The following is a 19076-nucleotide window of genomic DNA, read 5'->3' as shown; positions in this document are numbered from 1 at the left end:
ATAGTTGCCCGTTCCCGGCGGGCGGTTAGCTCAGCGGTAGAGCACTGCCTTCACACGGCAGGTGTCACAAGTTCGATCCTTGTACCGCCCACCAACAAAATCAAATACATGCGCTTGGTGCAGAGGCCAGCAAAAGCGTGAGTATGGAAGGAATATGGAAAACCGCCCTCACGGGGCGGTTTTTTTGTTTATGAGTCTGCTGCGCGATCAGTTCTCCGCGCGCGAGAACAAATTGCCCACGGCATCGCAAAAAACTCCCATGTTGATGTCATTCGCGACAGCCACGCACGCATAGTTCCCTCGTATTGCTTCTATTCGTTGATCAGTCCACCAATGCTAGGCTCAGCCGGCCTACGGGGAGCGACGAATGATCACACTCAACACAGACAAAGGTCTGGTTCGCCTGGAGTCGTGGGACGATGTACTGACCCGTCCAGGCTTTAAGGTCGATGTAGACCCGAAGTCCGTCAAGCTGGAACGAATACTGGGCAGTTACTCCCTATCAACGTACCTGCAATGCGGGCTCTCCAGTTGCCGCACGCGTCACGGCAAGGGGTACTTGGTCGCCACCAGCGACGGCCACGAAACCAATATCGGCAAAGACTGTGGCAAAAAATATTTTGACGTCGCGTTCACCAATATGGAAAGAGTCTTCAAAGCAGATGTGCGCAATAAGGAACGCCGTGAAGCACTGATCGCATTCCAGCACAGGATCCCCGAGATTGAGGCGCGCATCGAGTTGCTGCTTGATGCCACCTCCGGCGGCAAGTGGATTCGCAAACATGCATCCCCTTTGGTCGATTCATTTAAAGGGTTGCCTTCGCGAATTGTTGCCATCGTCGGAGGATTGGTTCGCCGCCGCGATGGGACACTCATCACGACCAGACCAGCCACACAGGAAGAACGCGACCGAATGCGTGCGCAAGGCACACCGCCGAAAAACCAGGAATACGTCGAAGAAGTAGTCGGTCGTCTCGATGGTATCTCTGTGCTGTATCCCGAGAACGATCTTCGCAAGTTGCTGATCACCGGCATGGAAAACTTAACCGTTATCAAGGGTGTCGACGTAGACGCGCTTAAGAACAAGGTGTTACGCGATCTCGCCAAATGGATCGAGGAGGTGGATCCAGCCTTGGCTCGTGCTGAGGAGGCTGTCGCTGCTGGTCGTCGACTTTTGACAAAGAGCAACCTTCAGCAACTTCACTCATTCCTCTCGTCGAAAGCGGACAAGCAGACATTCAGCACGTACTTGGATGGTCTCCCTAGTGGAACTGAGGCACTGTCGAACGCGGCGTGAGCCCAGCACTACCGATACTCGCGTGAGCTGCTCATCGACATGAAAACGGGCAACTTCATCGCCGGTAGGAACGTCGAGCCGAAGGCCAAGCGCAGCGGATGATTATCATATTCGTGCCGATCAGCAGGAGAGACCTTGATAACAGGGCGGCAGAATGACTTGAGGGGAGAGCCATGAGTGAGGAACCATCGACCTCAGAAGCAGTGTTCCTGGACAAAGCGCGTGCAGCGTTCGACGACTTGTTCGAGCGCACACGGGCCAAAGACGAGTTGAACTTTGTGCTTTCCTTGTCGGGGGAGTTCAAGCCTTATACCTACACTTCGGCTATGGAGTCCCAGCGCGCGTTCCGGGACTACGATGAGTTCATGGCGCTCGATCAGTTTCGCGGTCGGCCTATTCGGTTACGTGTCGCCTTCAGCTATTACCTATACACCGCCGAGTCGGCGGGATTGTGGTGCATCCCTATGGCAGTTATGGGCGTGCTTGCCGGTGGTCACTACAACATCGACCCGTTCAATCGCTGGGTGCGCCAAGATAAGGCCACGGGCCAGAACGTGGGCCCCAACGCGAATAAGGTCATGAGTGCATTGGAAAGCGCCGCAACGGATCTTGGGCTTAACAATTTGGCGGAAGTCTTCCGTGATGCATTTGACAACGATTTGCGCAACGCGATTGCCCATTCGGACTACGTGGTCTCACCGAGCGAAGGCGTCTATGTACGCGGTCGCCACGACCATTCGCGCTTGATTCGTTTTCCCGAACTCGACTCCATTGTGCACCGAGGCATCGGCCTCTTGTACGAACTGCGCAATGCCGCGATGGATGCGCAGCGGACTTACGAAACGCCCAAGGCTGTGTTCGGCACGACGAATGATCGCGATCCGCCGGGCTGGCACGCGCTATACAGCGACCCGGTCGAGCACACGTTCTCCGTCATTGGAGGCCATGGCCTTACAGAAGAGTCTGTTCTAGAACTTGCGATGCAGCGGAACCGCGGTTAGAGCAATAATTCATCCGTACGACCGCGATGTTACCCGCAGGGTGCGCCGAATGGATAATCGTATCGTCGCCTCAATCGCCGGAACGCGACAATTTGCGGTCGGCCCGAGTCGCCATCACCAACTAGCACTATAAAGCGGGTAGAGGATACGCATGAGGCTTGAACCGATTTGCGCGGTTGCGGAACCAATAGGTCACTCTTGGCCGTCCATTCATTGGTGGCTGTCGCTTACCGCAGCGGATCAAGGCGCATGGGTGTCCGGCATAGGGGCGTTTGCAGCGGCGTTTGCAGCGGTGTGGGTATCCGGCCGTGAACGTCGTCTTCGAAATCGAGAGCGTAACGAGCTTGCGCGAACTGCTGCCAGATACCTCTACGCTGATTTGCTTCGCTTGCTGAAAGAAGCCCACATGGCGAAGATCAACCTAGATACCTTGGCAGAATTTGACGACTCAAAACCATACGTGATGAACGTGGGTTTAATCTCCGGATGCCTCGGAAATTGTGTGGCAATAGCGGAAGGAATGTCGATAGAAAGAATTTCCATTCTGCCATCCAAAGTTAGTGGTCCGTTGGCGATGGTGTTGGGCGCTTTTCCAACTATAGCCAATGGTGCTAAGGCCTCGGTTCAATTTTTGGGCGATCCATACAATATGCCGCTCGACATTCAGCGCCAACAGTTGAGAGATCACTCCGAAGCGATCACGCCGTGCATCATCGAACTGCGCCCTTTCTTTGCTTGGTTTGGTTCACAATTTCCCGACGAAGCAAAAAGTGGAACAGGAGCCGCGCTCACGATTATCGACAAACTTCAAGACTGAATTTCTGTTGCATCACAGATCATTTTTTGGGAGTTCAGTGTCATGCGTCTATTCCAACCATTTGGTTCTTGTAGCGCGCGTCGACTAGATTGTCATTTCGGAAAAATCCACTCCCTCAGCGGCCATTCCTGCTGCGTGTAATCGACCTTCGCCTTGTGCTCGACGTCGTCGGTGAATGAAGGCGATCATGGTTTGGACCGGCGGTCGAGCTCCGCCTGGGCAAAATACGCGGACGCCTTGCGCAGAATCTCGTTGGCCTGGCGCAGCTCGCGGACCTCGCGCTCCAATGCCTTCATGCGATCACGGTCGCTCGTGGTCAGGCCTTCGCGTTGTCCGGCGTTAACCTGTGCCTTGCGCACCCAGTTGTGCAGCGTCTGCGGCGTGCAACCGAGCTTGGCGGCCACCGACTGGATCGTCGCCCACTCCGACGGATGATCAGGTTGATGCTCGCGCACCATGCGCACCGCTCGTTCGCGAACTTCCTTGGAATACGTTTGCTTTGTCATGGCTCCATCTTCTCAAGATTGGGAGCCTACGATGAAGCCGGGGCGGTTCATTCCGTGGCATAAAAGAAATCGGCCTCTACTTGGTTCTTGGCGTGCAGCCGAGCAATAGTTGCATCAATCCGACATATCATGCTGCGCAGTTCTATTCTGGACTTAAACGCGTTGCTCGCCTTATTCATGAAAATAAACTCACGATACTCGCCCTCCGGTTAGGCCGCCGTTTGACTGGACTGCCCTGCTTGGCAAGCAAGCCCACATCACGCACGACCGCGCATCATTAAAAATACGCTACGTGCCGCTTCATCGAACTGACATATGCGGCCGTCATCCTTTATAGCGCATCCGGCGGCGGCGCTTTAACGCTCCAATGCCGCCGGCCTTCGTGAAGAAAACCGTTGACGCGGCATCTGCATCCTTTTCAAGCATCCTCTGCGAAGGTCTGCCGCATTACTTGCCCGATCGTGGAACATCATGAACATTCGCAACGCCACCATCGCCATGCGCAAGCGCAAAGGCGAACTACTCGAACAGGAACGCGTCGCGTCGATGGATGCAGATGTTCAGCGTCGTGGCGGTGTCCATGGCGAGAGCAAGAAAAAGGACGCCTCACACAAGAAGGCGCGCAACCCTTCCCAGCAGGCATCCAAGCATTAGCTTGCGGTAGCGCCAAAGCCTGACGCCCTGCTATTCGTTCTCTTGCCGTTGTTCGGCAGAGCTGCTTTGCGCCATCAGCGCACGCACCGCATCAAGATGCCCCTGCAAGACAGGAATGCCCCGCATAGCGATCGTCCGCAACGTTGGATCGGCGGACGTCTTGGCCGCCACCTCGTAGGCGGCAATGACCTTGCGGTGTTCCCACACCATCATCCCGGTAAACGCCTGGTCGAATGCCTCGCCATGCAAGGATTCCAGATGTGCCTTCATGGCACTGATGGCTTGAGGAGACAGGCCATGCGCATGCCCACTGCTGCTGGCAAGCTTCGCGAACTGCAGGTTGAGTGCCGCGTGGTCGCTGACGATCCGGCTGGCCAGGGCACGCAGACGCGGATTGGCTGAACGAGTCATCGCCAGTTTGCCCAAGGCAATTTGCATGGCATCGTCCGATGTCGCCTGCGCCACAAAGGCCTGCTCGCGTGCGTCGAGTGCGCGGCGCTGTGCGTGCACCGTCTTCGTCGCCGTCGCCACCGCGGGCACGATGACGAAACAAAGCATCGGCAAACACAAGCATGCGCGGCATCGTGCCGACGCACCTCTCATGGCTGCCCCCTTCCGCCGCTTTCACCATAGATCTGGCCGGTTACGTAACTGGACTCAGCAGCCGCGAGCTGCACGTACACATGCGCGATTTCCGCCGGTTGGCCGGGCCGGCCCATCGGCGTGGTTTGCCCGAATTCATGCAGATTTTTCTCGGTCTGGCCGCCACTCACCTGCAACGGCGTCCAGAACGGCCCCGGTGCTACGCCATTGACGCGGATGCCACGCTTGATCATCTGTTTGGCCAGCCCCTTGGTAAACGTCACGATGGCACCCTTCGTCAAGGAATAATCCAGCAGATTTTCCGAGGGATCATAGGCGTTCACCGATGCGGTATTGACGATCGCCGAACCGGGGGGCATATGCGCAACCGCGGCCTTGGTGATCCAGAACATCGCATAGAGATTGGTTTTAAGTGTCCAATCGAAATAATCGGTAGGTATTTCCAGTATCGACCCGAAACTGTGTTGCCGACCGGCGTTGTTCACCAACAGATCGATACCGCCGAACGTGGCTATCACGCGTGCCACCATGTTCTGGCAAAACGCCTCGTTGCGAATATCGCCCGGCAGCGCGAGGGCTTTGCGGCCCGTTTTTTGGATCAGATCGATGACTTCTTTCGCGTCCGACTCTTCGACGGGCAGATAGGAAATTGCCACATCCGCACCTTCGCGCGCGAACGCGATCGCCGCCGCGCGACCGATACCGGAGTCGCCACCCGTGACCAGCGCCCTGCGCCCAAGCAATTTGCCACTGCCGCGATAACTGGCTTCACCATGATCCGGCTGCGGTGTCATCTTTCCAGCCAGCCCCGGCCATGGTTGAGATTGCTCCTGGAACGGCGGATGCGGAAAGCCTTCGCGCGGATCCCGCAACGGAGCAGCCCGCTGGCTCGCACCAAGACCATCCTCGGGCTGAGCACCCCAGGCGGAACCCATCATGGCGGTAGCCACGCCCAAGGAGGCACCCTGCATCAGCCGTCTGCGCGATGTGGAAAAATTGTCTTCGCTCATGACGTGCACCATCTTCGCCTGCTCCAAGCCAAGCGCGATGCTAGTGGCAACACCAGTGGACATGAGGTCTACGAATCTACAACTCACCGTTAAACATGCTGCATAGGCTCAAGCACAGGGGTGTTCACGACTTATTGCCACAAATCCAACAGAAGGCCTTCGCTGCCCTCCACCGGATCGGACGGCGGCGCTGGTAAATGGCGAATGCGCTCGAGCGCGGCGACATCGGCCATCGTCTTGCACAGATCCCAATCCTGCCCCGGCGGATAAGCACCGATCGCAAGGAAACGTTTGTCGGTTCTCACGGTGCAATGTCCAACGCCGGCAGGAAGCACCAGCACATCTCCCGGCTCCACATCCACCTCCCTCCCGTGCGGGCCACCCAGCATCAGGCGCGCCGGGCCACCTACAAATCCCAAGGCTTCATGCGCCGTGGTGTGATAGTGGTGATAACCGTATACGCCATCACGCCAGCGTGGCTGCCATCCATTGCGAGCGAACAGGTCTTCCATATCCCTGGGATTGGCGCTCTGTTCCTGCGTCAGCACGCTCTTGTAGAGCAACGCGGGAAAGCGTGGATTGTTGGGCATCCAACCGTTCTTCTCGAAGAGAAAAGTCTCGATCTGCACAGCTCAACCCGATGAAGGATACGGTTTCTTGCTGGGAACGTTCTGTGGCTCGTGCGGGGAATCTTCGTCGGGTTCCTTGCGATGCTTCTTGGCCGTTTCCGGACGAGGCTCCGGATAACCGGAGTTGTAAGGCGGCTTGGTGGTTTCGCGCTCTTCCATAACGAGGTCACCTGCTCAGGAAGGTGGGGCGACTGTGCGCTACCAGACCGTGAACCGGCGTGAATATCGGCAAGAACGTTGCTCATGGCGCCATCATGCTGATGACTGAATAGTTCAGCCTTCCGAATACATTTACATCTTCTCCATACAGGTGTCACGACCCGGGCGGGATCATGCGTTCGCAACCTCGAGGTAACCCTATGTCATCCCACGATCGCAAAGATTCGCCACACCCCAACGACAAACGCGAGACCAGGCCGGAAAGCAGGAGCGCACGCGAACGGCGCAAGCAGCACGAGAGCGACAACTATGATCACAGTCTGGAGGAAACTTTTCCGGCCAGCGATCCGGTATCCAGCTTCGTACCCAGCAAAGGCCTCAATTGAGCGCATGCATTACATGGGCGAGTGCAACAGCGAGCGCGTAAGGTAATCACCAAGCGTCAAGACCACCATCAACACCGGCCACGCAAAGGCCAGCATGGCGATCATCCGCAATGCCGGATGGGCTCTCTTTAACCGCATGAACACCACCAGCACCAGCAGCGCCTGCCCCATGGCCACGGTGGCGGTGATGACAAGTACCCACCAGCCCAACGCCAGCCGTGACACGCTGGCCGAAGCGGCCAACAGGATCAGCAAGCCAGCCCATACCATGAGCTGGGAGCGCAGCGTTGGAATGTCGTATTGCCTCATCCTGCGCCTCCCACCAGATAGAACGCCGGATAGGCGAAAATCCACACGATGTCGACAAGACTCCAATACAGGCCGGTGATCTCGATCGGCGTGTGATAGTGCGCGCCAAATGTGCCGCGCCACGTACGCGCCGCCATGATCAGCAGCAGCACCACGCCGATCAATACGTGCAAGCTGTGAAAACCCGTGGTCACGTAATACAGGCTGAAAAAAAGTTCCATCTCGTGTGCGCCTGGCCCGTTCTCCAGATAGCGGATGCCTGGGATAAGGCCTTCCTTGAATTCGTCGTGATACTCCATGCCATGCAAGACGAGGAAGGCGATGCCGAGCAACGCGGTCACGAGCAGCAGCACCGCACTCTGGCGTGCTTTATCCAGTTGTATCTGTCGTAACGCAATGGCCGAGAGGCAGCCACTGGTCAGCAATATCGCCGTTTCCGCCGTGCCCATTGGGAAATCCAGGCGCGCACTACCGGCGACGAATGCCAAGGGAAAACGGAAGCGGCAGACTACGTACGCTGCAAACAGCACACCGAAGAACAGCACCTCCGTGGCGATGAAGGCCCACATGCCCAGCACAGCGGCGTCCTTCTGCTGGGGCGCGTCGTCGAACTGCTGCTGTACCGCGGCGTCGGGCACGGAAGCGTTCATCAGTCGCAATACTCGTAGGGACCGTGGGTGACCACGGGCGTTTCATGAAAATTGTGCTCGGGCGGCGGTGAAGAGGTAGTCCACTCAAGCCCGGTTGCTTGCCACGGATTCGGCCCGGCAGCTTCGCCGCGAAAAAGCGAATGGCCAAGGTAGAACAGCGGCATCAAATAAGAAATGGCAAGAACGCAGGCGCCTATCGAAGAAAGGATATTCAGATCCTGGAATTGCGGCAGATATTGGTGATACCGCCGCGGCATCCCCTCATAACCAAGGATGTATTGCGGGAAGAATGTCAGGTTAAATCCCACAAACATCAGCACCGCGGCGATCCTGGCAATGGTCTCCGAATACATGCGCCCAGTCACCTTCGGCCACCAGTAATGGATACCACCCAAGTAAGCCATCACCGAACCGCCGACCATGATGTAATGAAAATGCGCCACCACGAAGTAGGTGTCGGTCAGGTTGACATCCAATGCCACCGCGGCCAGGAACAGGCCGGTCATGCCTCCTAGCGTGAACAAGCCGATGAAGCCCAGCGCATAAATCATCGGCGCATGGAAATCGATGGTGCCCTTATGAAGCGTGGTCAACCAATTGAATACCTTGATCGCCGATGGCACCGCCACCACGAAACTGAGGATCGAGAAGACAATGCCCGCGTACATCGACTGCCCGGCCACGAACATGTGATGTCCCCACACCAGGAAGCCGATGAAGGCAATGCTGAGCATCGACCACGCCATGAACTTGTAGCCGAAAATCTTCCTGTGCACCCCGTTGCAGATCAGCTCGCTGACCACGCCCATCGCCGGCAGAATCATGATGTAGACCGCCGGATGCGAATAGAACCAAAAGAAATGCTGAAACAGAATCGGGTCGCCGCCCAATGCCGGATCGAAAATGCCCACGCCGGCCAGGCGTTCCAAGCCGATCAAGGACAATGTCATCGCCAGCACCGGTGTCGCCAGCATCATCACCACGCTGGTGGCGTACATGGCCCATACAAACAACGGCAACCGGTACCAGTGCATGCCTGGCGCGCGCATCATGTGCGTGGTCACGATCAGGTTCAAGCCGGTGAGTATGCTGGAAAAGCCGACCACGAAGACGCCGACGACCACCAGAATCACGTTGGAGTTGGAAAACATCGTCGAGTACGGCGTGTAGAACGTCCACCCCGTATCCACGCCACCAAGCAGCAGCGCCGCCACCGTAAACAACCCGCCGACCATGTACAGATACCAGCTGAACAGATTCAGGCGTGGAAACGCCATGTCGCGCGCGCCGATCATCAGCGGCAGCAGAAAATTGCCAAGCGTCGCAGGGATCGATGGAATCAGGAAAAACCACACCATCACCACACCGTGGAAGGTGAAAGTCTTGTTGTAGGTTTCGGCCGATAGCATACGACCATCGGGATAAATGAGATTCAAGCGAATCAGCGTGGCCGCCACGCCCCCCATAAAGAAGAAGGTCGTAATCGCCACGGCATAAAGAATCCCGATGCGCTTATGATCACGCGTACTCAGCCACGACCAGAGCGTTCGCCCACCCTCCACCAGGTAGCCCGAACCCATCGATTCGGCGTCGGCGCTAGTGACCGCTGCATTCATGACACTCTCCCACTGCCATGTCCACGCGTGGGCATGGCGGCAACACCACGAAAACTAACGCTGCGCATGTGTAACTCCGGTTTGGGCAGGTGACGCTTGCGGACCGAGCGACTTGATGTAGGCCATCAAGAGCAAAACGTCCTCTTCGTCGATGCGCGACTGATACGTCGGCATGATCGGCGCATAACCGGCCACCACCTGGGTGGCCGGCAGCACGATGGCGTCGTGCAGGTAGCGATCATCCGCGGTCACGGTGACCCCATCGGCCAGTGTTACGGTGCTGCCATACACGCCGCGCAGAACGGGCGCACGGATGCCTGAGCCAGGATCATGGCAACCGCTGCAGCCAAATTGCACGAACAACTGCCTACCCTGTTCCGCTGGCGGAAGCGCCGTGCTCGCCTTGAGCCACTTCTGATAATCCTCGCGCGAAACCACTTTCACCGTGCCGGTCATCGCGGCATGATCGGTCCCGCAATACTCCGAGCAGAACAAGGGAAAATTGCCCAGGCGTGTGGCGACGAACCACAATGCGGTGTATCGCCCGGGCACCACGTCCTGCTTCACGCGGAAATCCGGTATGTAGAAACTGTGGATCACGTCCTGCGAGGTCATAATCAGGCGCACGGGCACACCCAGCGGTACCGTCAGTGTGTCGATCTCACGCCGTCCGTTGACGTGCTGCACCTTCCACATCCACTGTTTGGCCACGATGTAGACCGGCATGGCGCCCGCAGGCGGCCTGCGCAACAGCGTCCACAGATTGATGCTCCACGCAAAAATGCCGACGAACAACAGGAACGGAATCAGCATCCAGCTCAATTCCAGCCCCATTTTCGTACTGTGGCGCCCTTCGCGGTTGGCATCGCTTCCGCGCCGGTATTTGATGCAGAACCAGAACATCACCACGAATACGCCCAGCGTCACGCCCCCACACAGCACCAGCATCGCGTTGAACATGCGGTCGATCGGCACCGCGAAGTTGGACGCCTCCGGCAGTGACAGGCTCATGGCGCTCCATCCGGACGGTGCCGCTTCAGCAGCGTGAACATGAGCAACAACAAGGCTACGAAACCGATGCCAAGACCTTGCATGATGCGTGTGATGGTGACCGTGTAGCGCCCCGTCGCAGGATCGTACCCGCAGCACAGCAGCACCAGCTGATCGACCATACTGCCGAGCGTGTGATGGGACGCGGCCACCACGGCTAGGTGCAGCGTCTGCGGTACATAATTCACGCCCATCAGGTACTGATTCACCGTGCCCTGCGCGGTAGCGATCACCAGGCCAGCAGGATGCGCGTACTGATCCAGGCGCGCGTCGTAGAAGTAGTGATAACCGATGGCGCGTGACAAAGCCCCGACGGATGCGGCATCCCCCAGCAGAAAGTGCCAGTGTGCTGCGTTGGCATCGCCCTGCATGCGCGTGATCATCGTCTGCTTGGCCATGGCCTCGACAGGCGTATCGCGCGGATCGATGCTCACAAACAGCACACTCATGTCGTTGCCTGGCCGCAGCCCCGATCCTGCGATGGCATGCGCCATGCCTTGCTGCGCAACATCGCACAAATGGGGGCAGCGAAAGTACCCAAGCATGAGTAGCGTGGGATGGCCGTCCATCCAATGCGCGAGGCTGGCCTTTGTGCCGGCGGCGTCCGTGAACATCGTATCCAACGGCAACATCGCGCCCAGGTTCTGATCAAAGCCCGCGCGGGCATTCAGATCGCGTGGGGGCGGCGGCGCTGTGGCACCTGCATGGGCTGCGTACACGCCCAACAACAGCAGCAGCAGCGCCTGTTTGAACCCGCTCATGGCGATCCACTCCGTGGATGGCCCGCATGCTGCGGCGATGTCAGCAGCGTCATGGCGCGCTCGATCGGGATGTGCGCCGCGCGATGATCGCTGTCGACCCATCCGTACGATTCCAGCTGCTGTGCCTGCAATCGGTACTGTGTGGCGCGATCCTCCGGCGCCGACACCTGCAGGCGCGGCTGCGGTGGAATGACCTCGGCCGGCAGGGTGAGCGTCCACGGATGCACGTGTTCCCACAGCACATACATCAGCCACAGAATGAAGGTCAGCAGCACCACGAACAGCGTGCCGAGTTTGTAGACCGCGGCAGCCTCGACCTGATGGGGTTCGTGTCCCTTGCTCATCACTCACCGCCCGGCCATCGTTGCAACCACGTGACATAGCGCGTTGCGCAAAATCCAAGCAGACCGATGACAATCAGCGGATCGGTCCAGCGCAATGCCACGCCATGCATCGCCCCGCTTGGTAGCACCAGCCAGATCAGGTTGATCCATTGCGCAACCAGGCTGATGGCGGCCACTGCACATAGCGCGTAGCGCGATGACTTGACCTTGCCCATCAGCAGCAAAAAAAACGGAATGCCCAAACCCAGGCACGCCACCGCGACGCCAAACCACCACCATCCGGTGAGCAGGCGCGGCACGTACCATGCGGTCTCGGCCGGCAGATCGGCGACCCAGCTGGTGAGGTAGTCGATAAAGCTGACATAGGCCCACCCCAACACCATCACCAGCATCAGGTTGCCGAAGTCGCGCAAGACCTGCGCGGGCGTGGCAGTCGCCACCGCATCACGCACCAGGTAAACCACGACCGAAAGCGTGAAGGCGACCAGCAACTGACTGGTAAACAGCAACAATGCGATATCCGTGGAATGCCAATGGGGCACCAGCGACATCACCCAATCGACCGCGGTGACCGTAACGGTCAACAACATCGCCACGAGTCCGCCCGCCGCGAAGCCCGGTCGTACGGCCTCGCCATCACTGGCGGGACGCCGCGTGAGGACGTAGGCCAAGCATGCCCAGACGACGAACAACACCACCGTGCGAATGATCAATCCCGGCGCATTGAGGTACCAGCGCTGCGCGTCGAGATAAGGATCATCCACCACCGCATGCGGATCGAGCCAGGGAAGCACCGCATGCATGCCGATCAACAACGGCACCACACCGATGGCCGCATAGGGAAACAAGCGCGTCGCCGCCGTCCACGCCAGGCCAAGCCGCACACCCCACTCGCCACCGGTAAGCACATGAATCATCCGCAGGAACATGCTTCCCAGCACCATGCCCAAGAGGAACAACCAGCTCGCGAGATAAACCAGCAATGCGTGGCGAAGATGGCCGACCGCAAAACAAAAGCCCAGCACCAGCAGCACCAGCGCCGCAACGGATGCACCGATGGAAAATGCCGCGCTGCGCGTCATCGTGACGGTGCGCCTCCTTCGCGTAATGCGTTGAGGTCTTGCGGCGCAAGGCGCTTGACCGGCGCGTGTTGGCTCAATTGCAGAGCGCGGATATAGGCAACGATTGCCAAGCGATCATGCGTATCGATGCGATCGCCAAACGGATACATAAGGCCATAACCGTTGCGGATATCGCGCTGCAGATCGTCATCCGATGCCCGCACCAGCCGCGCATCCGTATAGGGCAGCGGACGTGGAAAACCACGCTGCACGATCATGCCGTTGCCCGCCCCCGTCAAACCATGGCACGCGGCGCAGTAAATGTCGTAGCGATTGCGGCCACGTTGCAGCAGCGCCATGGTGACCGGATAAGAGCGGCCTTCCCCGGCTTGCGCGGGCGAAGTGACGATGCGCCCCAGTCGCCCGCTCGATGGACCAGCACGCTCACCCTCTGCTGCCGGCAGGCTGCCGTCCGGTGGATGCCTTGCCGCACTGCCGTTGGCAAACAACGGACTTGACGCCCCCGGCTTGTACTTGGGCTGCGCGTACATGTCGTGCATCGCGCGCTCGCAGCCCGCAAGCATGACGACCGACCCGAAGCACAGCATGCATGCTCGTGCGTAACCACGTCGCGTTCTTCCAACCGGCGCGTTCATGCCGGCACCTCATCCACCTGCACCGCGCCAAGTGCCTGCAACAGGCTCTTCAACGTCGCGTCATCGCGCTTCGCACTGTGCGAACACACCACCAGGACGAACGCATCCTGACTGGCACGCTCGAATCGATCGATGTGAAAAACCGGGTGATAGAACGTCGGCAGCCGGTTACCAAGCAGCATCGCCAGGACACCACCGGCCGCCGCGAGCAGGAACGTGACTTCCAGTGCTGGCGGGATAAATGCCGGCCAGCTCGCGAACGGGCGCCCCCCCACGCGTATCGGATAATGCAACACGGCCGAGAAATACTGCATCGCCAGCATACCTACGCCGCCGATGAGGCCACCGATGAAAGCGCCGAGCGACACATGATTGCCGGGAATGCCCAGTGCTTCGCCCAATGCCTCGAGCGGGAATGGCGTGTACGCTTCGACACCTTCATAACCGGCCTTGCGTAACGCGCGCACCGCATCGACCAGCGCATCTGGCGTATCAAAAAAAGCCATGCATCCGTAGCATGCCACTTCGGCGGACATCAGCCGGGCTCCTCGCGCTTATGGATCAGCTTGCGCATCTCATAGATCGCCACGATCGGAAGCAGCCGCACGAACAGCACGAACAAAAACAGAAACAGGCCGATCGAGCCAAACAGGAAGACCAGATCCCATACGGTGGGGTAGAACATGCCCCAGCTCGAAGGCAAATACGTGCGAAACAGGCTGTTGACGATCAGCATGAAGCGCTCGAACCACATGCCGATCAATACCAGCACCGAGATCGCGAACAATGTTCCAGGCGAACGGCGGATGCGCGGCGACCACAAACATTGAGGGGTTATCACGTTGCAGGCGATAACGGTCCAGAACACCCATGCATAAGGCCCGACCAGTCGGTCCTTCACTTCGGCCATCTCGTACGGATCGCCGCTGTAGAACGCCATAAAGAATTCGACCACGTAGTTGTAGGCGACAAACAAGCCCGCGGCGAGCATCATCTTGGAAAGATTGTCCAGATGCTTCAGCGTGATGATGTCGCCCAGCCCGAGCCAACGACGCAATGGAATGCCCAGCACCAAGGCCATGGCGAAACCCGAGAAAAACGCGCCGGCCACGAAGAACGGCGGAAACAAGGTGGAGTGCCACCCAGGCAGCGTGGCTTCGGAAAAATCCAAGGCCACCATGCTGTGCACGGAAAACACCAGTGGCACCGCCAGACCGGCCAGCACCAGATTCAAACTCTCAAAGCGCTTCCAGTGCCGTGCCTCGCCACGCCAACCGAGCGCCAGCAGACCGTAGAACACCTGTTTGCCGCGTGTTGGGGCCTGATCACGCAGGGTAGCCAGATCCGGCAACAACCCCACGTACCAATACATGATCGACACGGCAAGGTAGGCGAGGATGGCCAGAAAATCCCACACCAGCGAACTGCGCCACTGCGGCCACAGCCCCATGCGGTTCGGATAGAACGCTACCCAATAGAAGAACCACGGCCTGCCGAGATGAAAAATCGGAAACAGCCCCGAAACCGATACCGCGAATACCGTCATCGCCTCCGCGTAGCGATTGAGCGAAGAGCGCCACGCCTGCCGCGTCAGATAAAGCGCGGCGGAAATGAATGTGCCGGCCATGCCGATGGCGATCCACCATACGTAATTGATCAGCGCAAACGCCCAGGCGACCGGGATATTGATACCCCAGATGCCCACGCCTTTCTCGAACAACTCGCCGACACCAGCGGCAAACATCAAGGTAAGCAGCAGCGAGCACACGAACGCCGCCATCCACAAGGGCCGGCTACGCGGGCTCAGCGTCAATACGCCGATCTTCTCGGAGATCGTGGTATACGTCTGGGCGCTCGTCAGCAGCCGATTATCCGTGGGCGCGACCTGACCCGGCGTACTCATGCCTCGTCCTCCAGATCGGGGTGTGGATTACGAAGATGCGCCAGATAGCTGGTGTGCGGGCGTGTATTGAGCTCCTCCAGCAGATCGTAATTGCGTGGCGACGCTTTGATGCGGCTCACTGCACTGTGCTCGTCGCGCAGGTTGCCGAAGGTGATGGCTTGCGTGGGACAGGCTGCCTGGCACGCGGTAACGATCTCGCCATCGGCAATGGCACGCTGTTCGCGATCGGCATTGATGTGCGCGCTTTCGATGCGCTGGATGCAATACGTGCATTTTTCCATTACACCGCGATTACGCACGGTAACGTCGGGGTTGCGTTGTGCCTTCAGCGTTTCCGCGGTGAGATCGCTGAACTGCAGGAAGTTGAATCGCCGCACCTTGTAAGGGCAGTTGTTGGAACAAAAGCGCGTACCGATGCAGCGGTTGTAGACCTGCACATTCAAGCCTTCCGAATCGTGCACCGTCGCGCCGACCGGGCAAACCAGTTCGCAGGGCGCGTGCTCACAGTGCATGCATGGCACGGGCTGATGACGTGTGACAGGGTGTTCGGGCGCGCCGGAGTAATAGCGATCCACCCGTATCCAGTGCATCTCGCGCTCGCGCAGCACCTGATCGGCGCCGACCACCGGGATATTGTTTTCTGCCTGGCAGGCGATCGTGCAGCCTTTGCAACCGATACACGCATTGAGATCGACCGTCATACCCCACGAATAGTCACCCTGCGGCTGCTCGGCATAGAGCGTGGGTGGCGTTTTGTCGCCCTCTTCCGCGGCGCGGGGATCGGCCATCAACTGCACCAGCGTAAGGCTTCGCACCGGCTCGCGGTCTTCCATGCGCAAATGCATCTGCGTGCTTGCAAGCTCCACCGATCGACCGGTCTTTTGCACCATCACGCCTTGCATCAGCCACGGTTGTGACCATGTGCGCAGCGCGAATGCGTTGAAGCCAAGCTGGTCGCCCACACGTCCGGCGTGCGTCCGTCCATACCCCATGTGCACGGTGATGCTGCGCGCAGCCTGCCCGGGTGTGATCCACACCGGCGCCTGGACGCTTCGTCCCTCGCATTCGAGCGTGATCACCTCCCCATTGGAAAGCGCGTATTCCTTGGCCAGCTGCGGGCTGACCAGCGCCGCATTGCTCCAGGTGAGCTGGGTCAGCGGCTTGGGCAGCTCCTGCAACCAGCCATTATTGGCGTAGCGCCCATCCCACACGGTGGGATCAGGCCGAAACAGCAATTCAAGCGCGTCAGGCGAGGACGCTGGCGGCGACCATTCCTTCAGTGCGTCTGCGCGGCTCTGGGCGTGCACGAGGGAGTTGCCCGTGCCCGCGATGACTCCATTGCGCAGGCTTTCCTGCCATGACATCGCGGGCTGCTGTGTTCGCCAGTAGTGCTGCACGACGGCCAGGCCATTGCGTACCGGCTCGCCCATCAGCAGCGCCAGCAGCTCATGCATGGAGCGCCCCTGATACAACGGATCGATCAGCGGCTGCACGATGCTGGCGACACCGCTGGACGTTTCCACGTCCGACCAACTTTCGAGCGCATGGCTCGCCGGTAGATGCCATGCTGCGAGCTGCGCGGTTTCGTCCACATACAGTCCCCAATGAATGAGGTTGGGAACACGCTTGAGCCGTTCGCCAAACGACAGATCCGCTGGCGCGTTGTAAGCCACGTTGCAGTCAAGCACGAGCAGGCGTTGCACATGTCCCGCGTCGATCGCGTGAGCGAGCTCGCCCAGCGTATGGCGTTTGTCGACGGCGTCGGGATAGGCCACGTAATCGACCGTGCGCCCCACGTTGCCCAGTTTTTCGTTGAGCAAGTGCGCCAGCGCGTGAACCTGCGGCGGCTGCGAATCGCCGGCCAGAACCAGGCATTTCCCCGCGTGCGCGAGCAGATCGGACTGCAACACCTGTAACCGTTTGGCGAACACCTCCAGCGTCGCGCTGGTACGTGGTGCTACATCGACGCCCACGGTGCGCGCAAGCTCAAGTGCAAAGCAGGCGATGGCGGAAGAGGCCAGCACCCATTGATGATCAGCCATCGTGCCGGTGAGCGATGGGGTCGCCTCCACCACGTACAAGCGGTTCATACCCGGTGAACCAGGCGGCGGCTTGCGCCGCTCTGCAAACGCACGCGCATACGCGACGCGACCCGGCATGGTTCCCAGAAAATCCGCTTCCAGGGAAACGATCACGTCGGCGCGATCGAAGTGATAACGCGGCGCGAGCGCGGCTCCAAACGCCAGGCTCGCACCTTGCTCGGCGTTGTCGTGCGCGACGGGGGCGTACTCGTACCAGCGCGAGCCGGGAAAGCGTGCCAACCAGTGGTCACGCTGCAGGCGAAGCGTCGGTGAAACGATGCGATCACTCAGCACATGCAAGCCGCTTCCGTCGTGGGAAAACGATGCGAACCATGTGCGAATGTCGGTAGCAAACGCATCCCACGTCGTGGCGTTGCCGCGATAGAGGGGCACCTGCGAGCGATCCGGATCCCACAGTTCCAGCACCGCAGCCTGCGGCGAAGGCCCGGTTGCACCAAGGCTGGCCGGGTGCAAGGGATTACCCTCGATCTTGGTGGGACGTCCCATGCGGCTTTCCACCAGTACGCCCAGCACATCCCCCGCATAGGCGAGCGACGTGGCGTAGAACTGCGGTACGTCCGGCGTAACGCCGGGCGGCTGCGTGACCCATGGAACGATCTGCTCCGACGATGGGCCACTGCACGCCGCCAACCCACCGAACGCAAGCGACGCGCCGAGCAACTGCAGGAACCGCCGCCGGTCCATCGCCGCGAACGCGGAAAATTGCGGCAACGCGTGCGCGAGCTCGCGCTTGAATTCGGCATCGTCGGCAAGCTCTTCCAGTGCGCGCCAAAAGCGCTGGCCTTTCGCACCCGCAAGCCGGCGTTGCGCAAGCGCGGCGATACGTTCGGCCGCTACCGGTGGCATAGCGAACAGTCCGTCATGCGTCGCGTATCGATACCGTACTCGCGCACCAGCTTGTCCCCGAGGGTCTGTTGATCCTTGGGCTGCCATGCCAGGTCGAATACCTCCTCGCGCGGACGCAGAAATTTCTGCGGATCGCGATGGCAGTTCACACACCAATCCATCGATAGCGACACCACCCGGCGCGTCAGCGGCATCCGATCGATACGACCATGGCACGACACGCAACCCACACCCTTGGCGATGTGGATGCTGTGATTGAAGTAGACGAAATCGGGCAACTGATAGACGCGGTTCCATCGCAATGGCACGCCTGTCTTCCAGCTGTCTATCAATGGCTTGAGTACGGGTGCGTCGGTAAACAATTGAGAATGGCAGGTCATGCAGGTGGAAATCGGCGGAATCCCGGCGAACGAAGACGTCTCCACGCTGCTGTGGCAAAAGCGGCAATCGATACCGTCATCGTCCACGTGATGTTTGTGACTGAAGGGCACGGGCTGGCTCACAGGTTCATCCAAACGATGCGGATCGGTCACTGCGCCCCGCCACGCCAGGCACGCGCCCACAACCACCAGCAACGCGCCAAGCAGAGTCAGCTTTGCGTACAGCCCAAAACTTGGTGGAAAGATCTGGCCCATGGTTGCCGGAGAGTGGCGTGATGCTCCTGGTGCGCTCACGTTGCGCTCCACCGCCGGACCGTATCGCCGCAAAAGTGAATA

General features: G+C 59.3%; 21 protein-coding genes, 1 tRNA gene, 1 pseudogene and 1 other annotated feature. Of the genes and pseudogenes, 6 read left to right on the top strand and 17 right to left on the bottom strand.

Translation table 11 applies throughout. From position 1 onward, the window contains the following. Positions 1 to 19 precede the first annotated feature (19 nt). From DWU98_RS12745 to DWU98_RS21715, 4 genes are all read left to right on the top strand, one after another. A tRNA-Val gene (locus DWU98_RS12745) sits at positions 20 to 94 on the top strand. 273 nt (positions 95 to 367) lie between these two features. Next, positions 368 to 1297, top strand: a complete 930-nt coding sequence (locus DWU98_RS12740) for a hypothetical protein (protein WP_115495951.1) — start codon at positions 368 to 370, stop codon at positions 1295 to 1297. A gap of 173 nt (positions 1298 to 1470) precedes the next feature. Next, positions 1471 to 2298, top strand: a complete 828-nt coding sequence (locus DWU98_RS12735; protein ID WP_147293316.1) for a hypothetical protein — start codon at positions 1471 to 1473, stop codon at positions 2296 to 2298. Positions 2299 to 2449: 151 nt separating this feature from the next. Further along, the gene (locus tag DWU98_RS21715; RefSeq protein ID WP_147293315.1) at positions 2450 to 3115 is read left to right on the top strand and encodes a hypothetical protein; all 666 of its coding nucleotides are present in this window, start codon (positions 2450 to 2452) and stop codon (positions 3113 to 3115) included. A gap of 119 nt (positions 3116 to 3234) precedes the next feature. Continuing rightward, positions 3235 to 3346: a sequence feature (AL1L pseudoknot), on the bottom strand. Here DWU98_RS21715 and DWU98_RS12725 read toward each other — a convergent pair. Next, positions 3266 to 3621 (bottom strand): annotated as a pseudogene (locus tag DWU98_RS12725) (transposase); the annotation flags it as partial. Its footprint overlaps the feature before it by 81 nt. A gap of 471 nt (positions 3622 to 4092) precedes the next feature. On the opposite strand from DWU98_RS12725, the gene DWU98_RS12720 reads away from it, so the two are divergent. Next, positions 4093 to 4275: a hypothetical protein gene (locus DWU98_RS12720; RefSeq protein ID WP_115495947.1), complete on the top strand. Its 183-nt coding sequence runs from the start codon at positions 4093 to 4095 to the stop codon at positions 4273 to 4275. A gap of 30 nt (positions 4276 to 4305) precedes the next feature. Here the strand turns inward: DWU98_RS12720 and DWU98_RS12715 are convergent, their stop codons facing one another. From DWU98_RS12715 to DWU98_RS21980, 4 genes are all read right to left on the bottom strand, one after another. Then, on the bottom strand, positions 4306 to 4833 hold the full coding sequence (locus DWU98_RS12715) for a DUF4142 domain-containing protein (protein ID WP_158545051.1): 528 nt from the start codon (positions 4831 to 4833) through the stop codon (positions 4306 to 4308). A 41-nt stretch (positions 4834 to 4874) separates the two neighbouring features. After that, positions 4875 to 5813, bottom strand: a complete 939-nt coding sequence (locus DWU98_RS12710) for an SDR family oxidoreductase (RefSeq protein WP_425480227.1) — start codon at positions 5811 to 5813, stop codon at positions 4875 to 4877. 206 nt (positions 5814 to 6019) lie between these two features. Continuing rightward, complete coding sequence (locus tag DWU98_RS12705; RefSeq protein ID WP_115495945.1) at positions 6020 to 6517, bottom strand: cupin domain-containing protein; 498 nt, start codon at positions 6515 to 6517, stop codon at positions 6020 to 6022. A 3-nt stretch (positions 6518 to 6520) separates the two neighbouring features. Next, positions 6521 to 6676, bottom strand: a complete 156-nt coding sequence (locus DWU98_RS21980) for a hypothetical protein (protein ID WP_158545050.1) — start codon at positions 6674 to 6676, stop codon at positions 6521 to 6523. A gap of 200 nt (positions 6677 to 6876) precedes the next feature. Here DWU98_RS21980 and DWU98_RS12700 point away from each other — a divergent pair, with 200 nt between their 5' ends. Continuing rightward, positions 6877 to 7062 (top strand): hypothetical protein, encoded by a 186-nt coding sequence (locus DWU98_RS12700; protein ID WP_115495944.1) that lies wholly within the window; start codon positions 6877 to 6879, stop codon positions 7060 to 7062. Positions 7063 to 7071: 9 nt separating this feature from the next. On the opposite strand, the gene DWU98_RS12695 is transcribed toward DWU98_RS12700, so the two are convergent. From DWU98_RS12695 to DWU98_RS12640, 12 genes are read right to left on the bottom strand one after another with little or no spacing between them, the layout of a single operon-like run. Further along, positions 7072 to 7371 carry a cytochrome C oxidase subunit IV family protein gene (locus DWU98_RS12695; protein ID WP_115495943.1) on the bottom strand — a complete coding sequence of 100 codons (300 nt, stop codon included), beginning with the start codon at positions 7369 to 7371 and terminating at the stop codon, positions 7072 to 7074. Then, a complete protein-coding gene (locus DWU98_RS12690) occupies positions 7368 to 8021 on the bottom strand; it encodes a cytochrome c oxidase subunit 3 (RefSeq protein WP_115495942.1) in 654 nt (217 codons plus the stop codon). The genes DWU98_RS12695 and DWU98_RS12690 overlap by 4 nt, the downstream gene beginning before the upstream one ends. Then, the gene (ctaD, locus tag DWU98_RS12685) at positions 8021 to 9637 is read right to left on the bottom strand and encodes a cytochrome c oxidase subunit I (protein ID WP_115495941.1); all 1617 of its coding nucleotides are present in this window, start codon (positions 9635 to 9637) and stop codon (positions 8021 to 8023) included. The genes DWU98_RS12690 and ctaD overlap by 1 nt, the downstream gene beginning before the upstream one ends. 54 nt (positions 9638 to 9691) lie before the next feature. Further along, positions 9692 to 10648: a cytochrome c oxidase subunit II gene (coxB, locus tag DWU98_RS12680; RefSeq protein ID WP_115495940.1), complete on the bottom strand. Its 957-nt coding sequence runs from the start codon at positions 10646 to 10648 to the stop codon at positions 9692 to 9694. Continuing rightward, a complete protein-coding gene (locus DWU98_RS12675; RefSeq protein WP_115495939.1) occupies positions 10645 to 11448 on the bottom strand; it encodes an SCO family protein in 804 nt (267 codons plus the stop codon). Before DWU98_RS12675 ends, coxB begins: the two co-directional genes overlap by 4 nt. After that, positions 11445 to 11792 (bottom strand): hypothetical protein, encoded by a 348-nt coding sequence (locus DWU98_RS12670; protein ID WP_115495938.1) that lies wholly within the window; start codon positions 11790 to 11792, stop codon positions 11445 to 11447. Before DWU98_RS12670 ends, DWU98_RS12675 begins: the two co-directional genes overlap by 4 nt. After that, positions 11792 to 12874 carry a hypothetical protein gene (locus DWU98_RS12665; protein ID WP_115495937.1) on the bottom strand — a complete coding sequence of 361 codons (1083 nt, stop codon included), beginning with the start codon at positions 12872 to 12874 and terminating at the stop codon, positions 11792 to 11794. Before DWU98_RS12665 ends, DWU98_RS12670 begins: the two co-directional genes overlap by 1 nt. After that, positions 12871 to 13461: a c-type cytochrome gene (locus tag DWU98_RS12660; RefSeq protein WP_115495936.1), complete on the bottom strand. Its 591-nt coding sequence runs from the start codon at positions 13459 to 13461 to the stop codon at positions 12871 to 12873. Before DWU98_RS12660 ends, DWU98_RS12665 begins: the two co-directional genes overlap by 4 nt. 44 nt (positions 13462 to 13505) lie before the next feature. Further along, positions 13506 to 14015 carry a DUF3341 domain-containing protein gene (locus tag DWU98_RS12655; RefSeq protein WP_158545049.1) on the bottom strand — a complete coding sequence of 170 codons (510 nt, stop codon included), beginning with the start codon at positions 14013 to 14015 and terminating at the stop codon, positions 13506 to 13508. A gap of 29 nt (positions 14016 to 14044) precedes the next feature. Next, the gene (gene nrfD, locus DWU98_RS12650) at positions 14045 to 15412 is read right to left on the bottom strand and encodes an NrfD/PsrC family molybdoenzyme membrane anchor subunit (RefSeq protein ID WP_115495934.1); all 1368 of its coding nucleotides are present in this window, start codon (positions 15410 to 15412) and stop codon (positions 14045 to 14047) included. Further along, positions 15409 to 18360 carry a TAT-variant-translocated molybdopterin oxidoreductase gene (locus DWU98_RS12645; protein WP_115495933.1) on the bottom strand — a complete coding sequence of 984 codons (2952 nt, stop codon included), beginning with the start codon at positions 18358 to 18360 and terminating at the stop codon, positions 15409 to 15411. The genes nrfD and DWU98_RS12645 overlap by 4 nt, the downstream gene beginning before the upstream one ends. After that, on the bottom strand, positions 18348 to 19034 hold the full coding sequence (locus tag DWU98_RS12640) for a cytochrome c3 family protein (protein ID WP_230474830.1): 687 nt from the start codon (positions 19032 to 19034) through the stop codon (positions 18348 to 18350). The genes DWU98_RS12645 and DWU98_RS12640 overlap by 13 nt, the downstream gene beginning before the upstream one ends. Between the last annotated feature and the right edge of the window lie 42 nt (positions 19035 to 19076).

It is taken from the genome of Dyella monticola (assembly GCF_003363155.1).
In the GTDB taxonomy this organism is placed as follows: domain Bacteria; phylum Pseudomonadota; class Gammaproteobacteria; order Xanthomonadales; family Rhodanobacteraceae; genus Dyella_B; species Dyella_B monticola.
The sequence above is the reverse complement of the archived record's forward strand: the minus strand, read 5'-3'. Positions and strand labels throughout refer to the sequence as shown.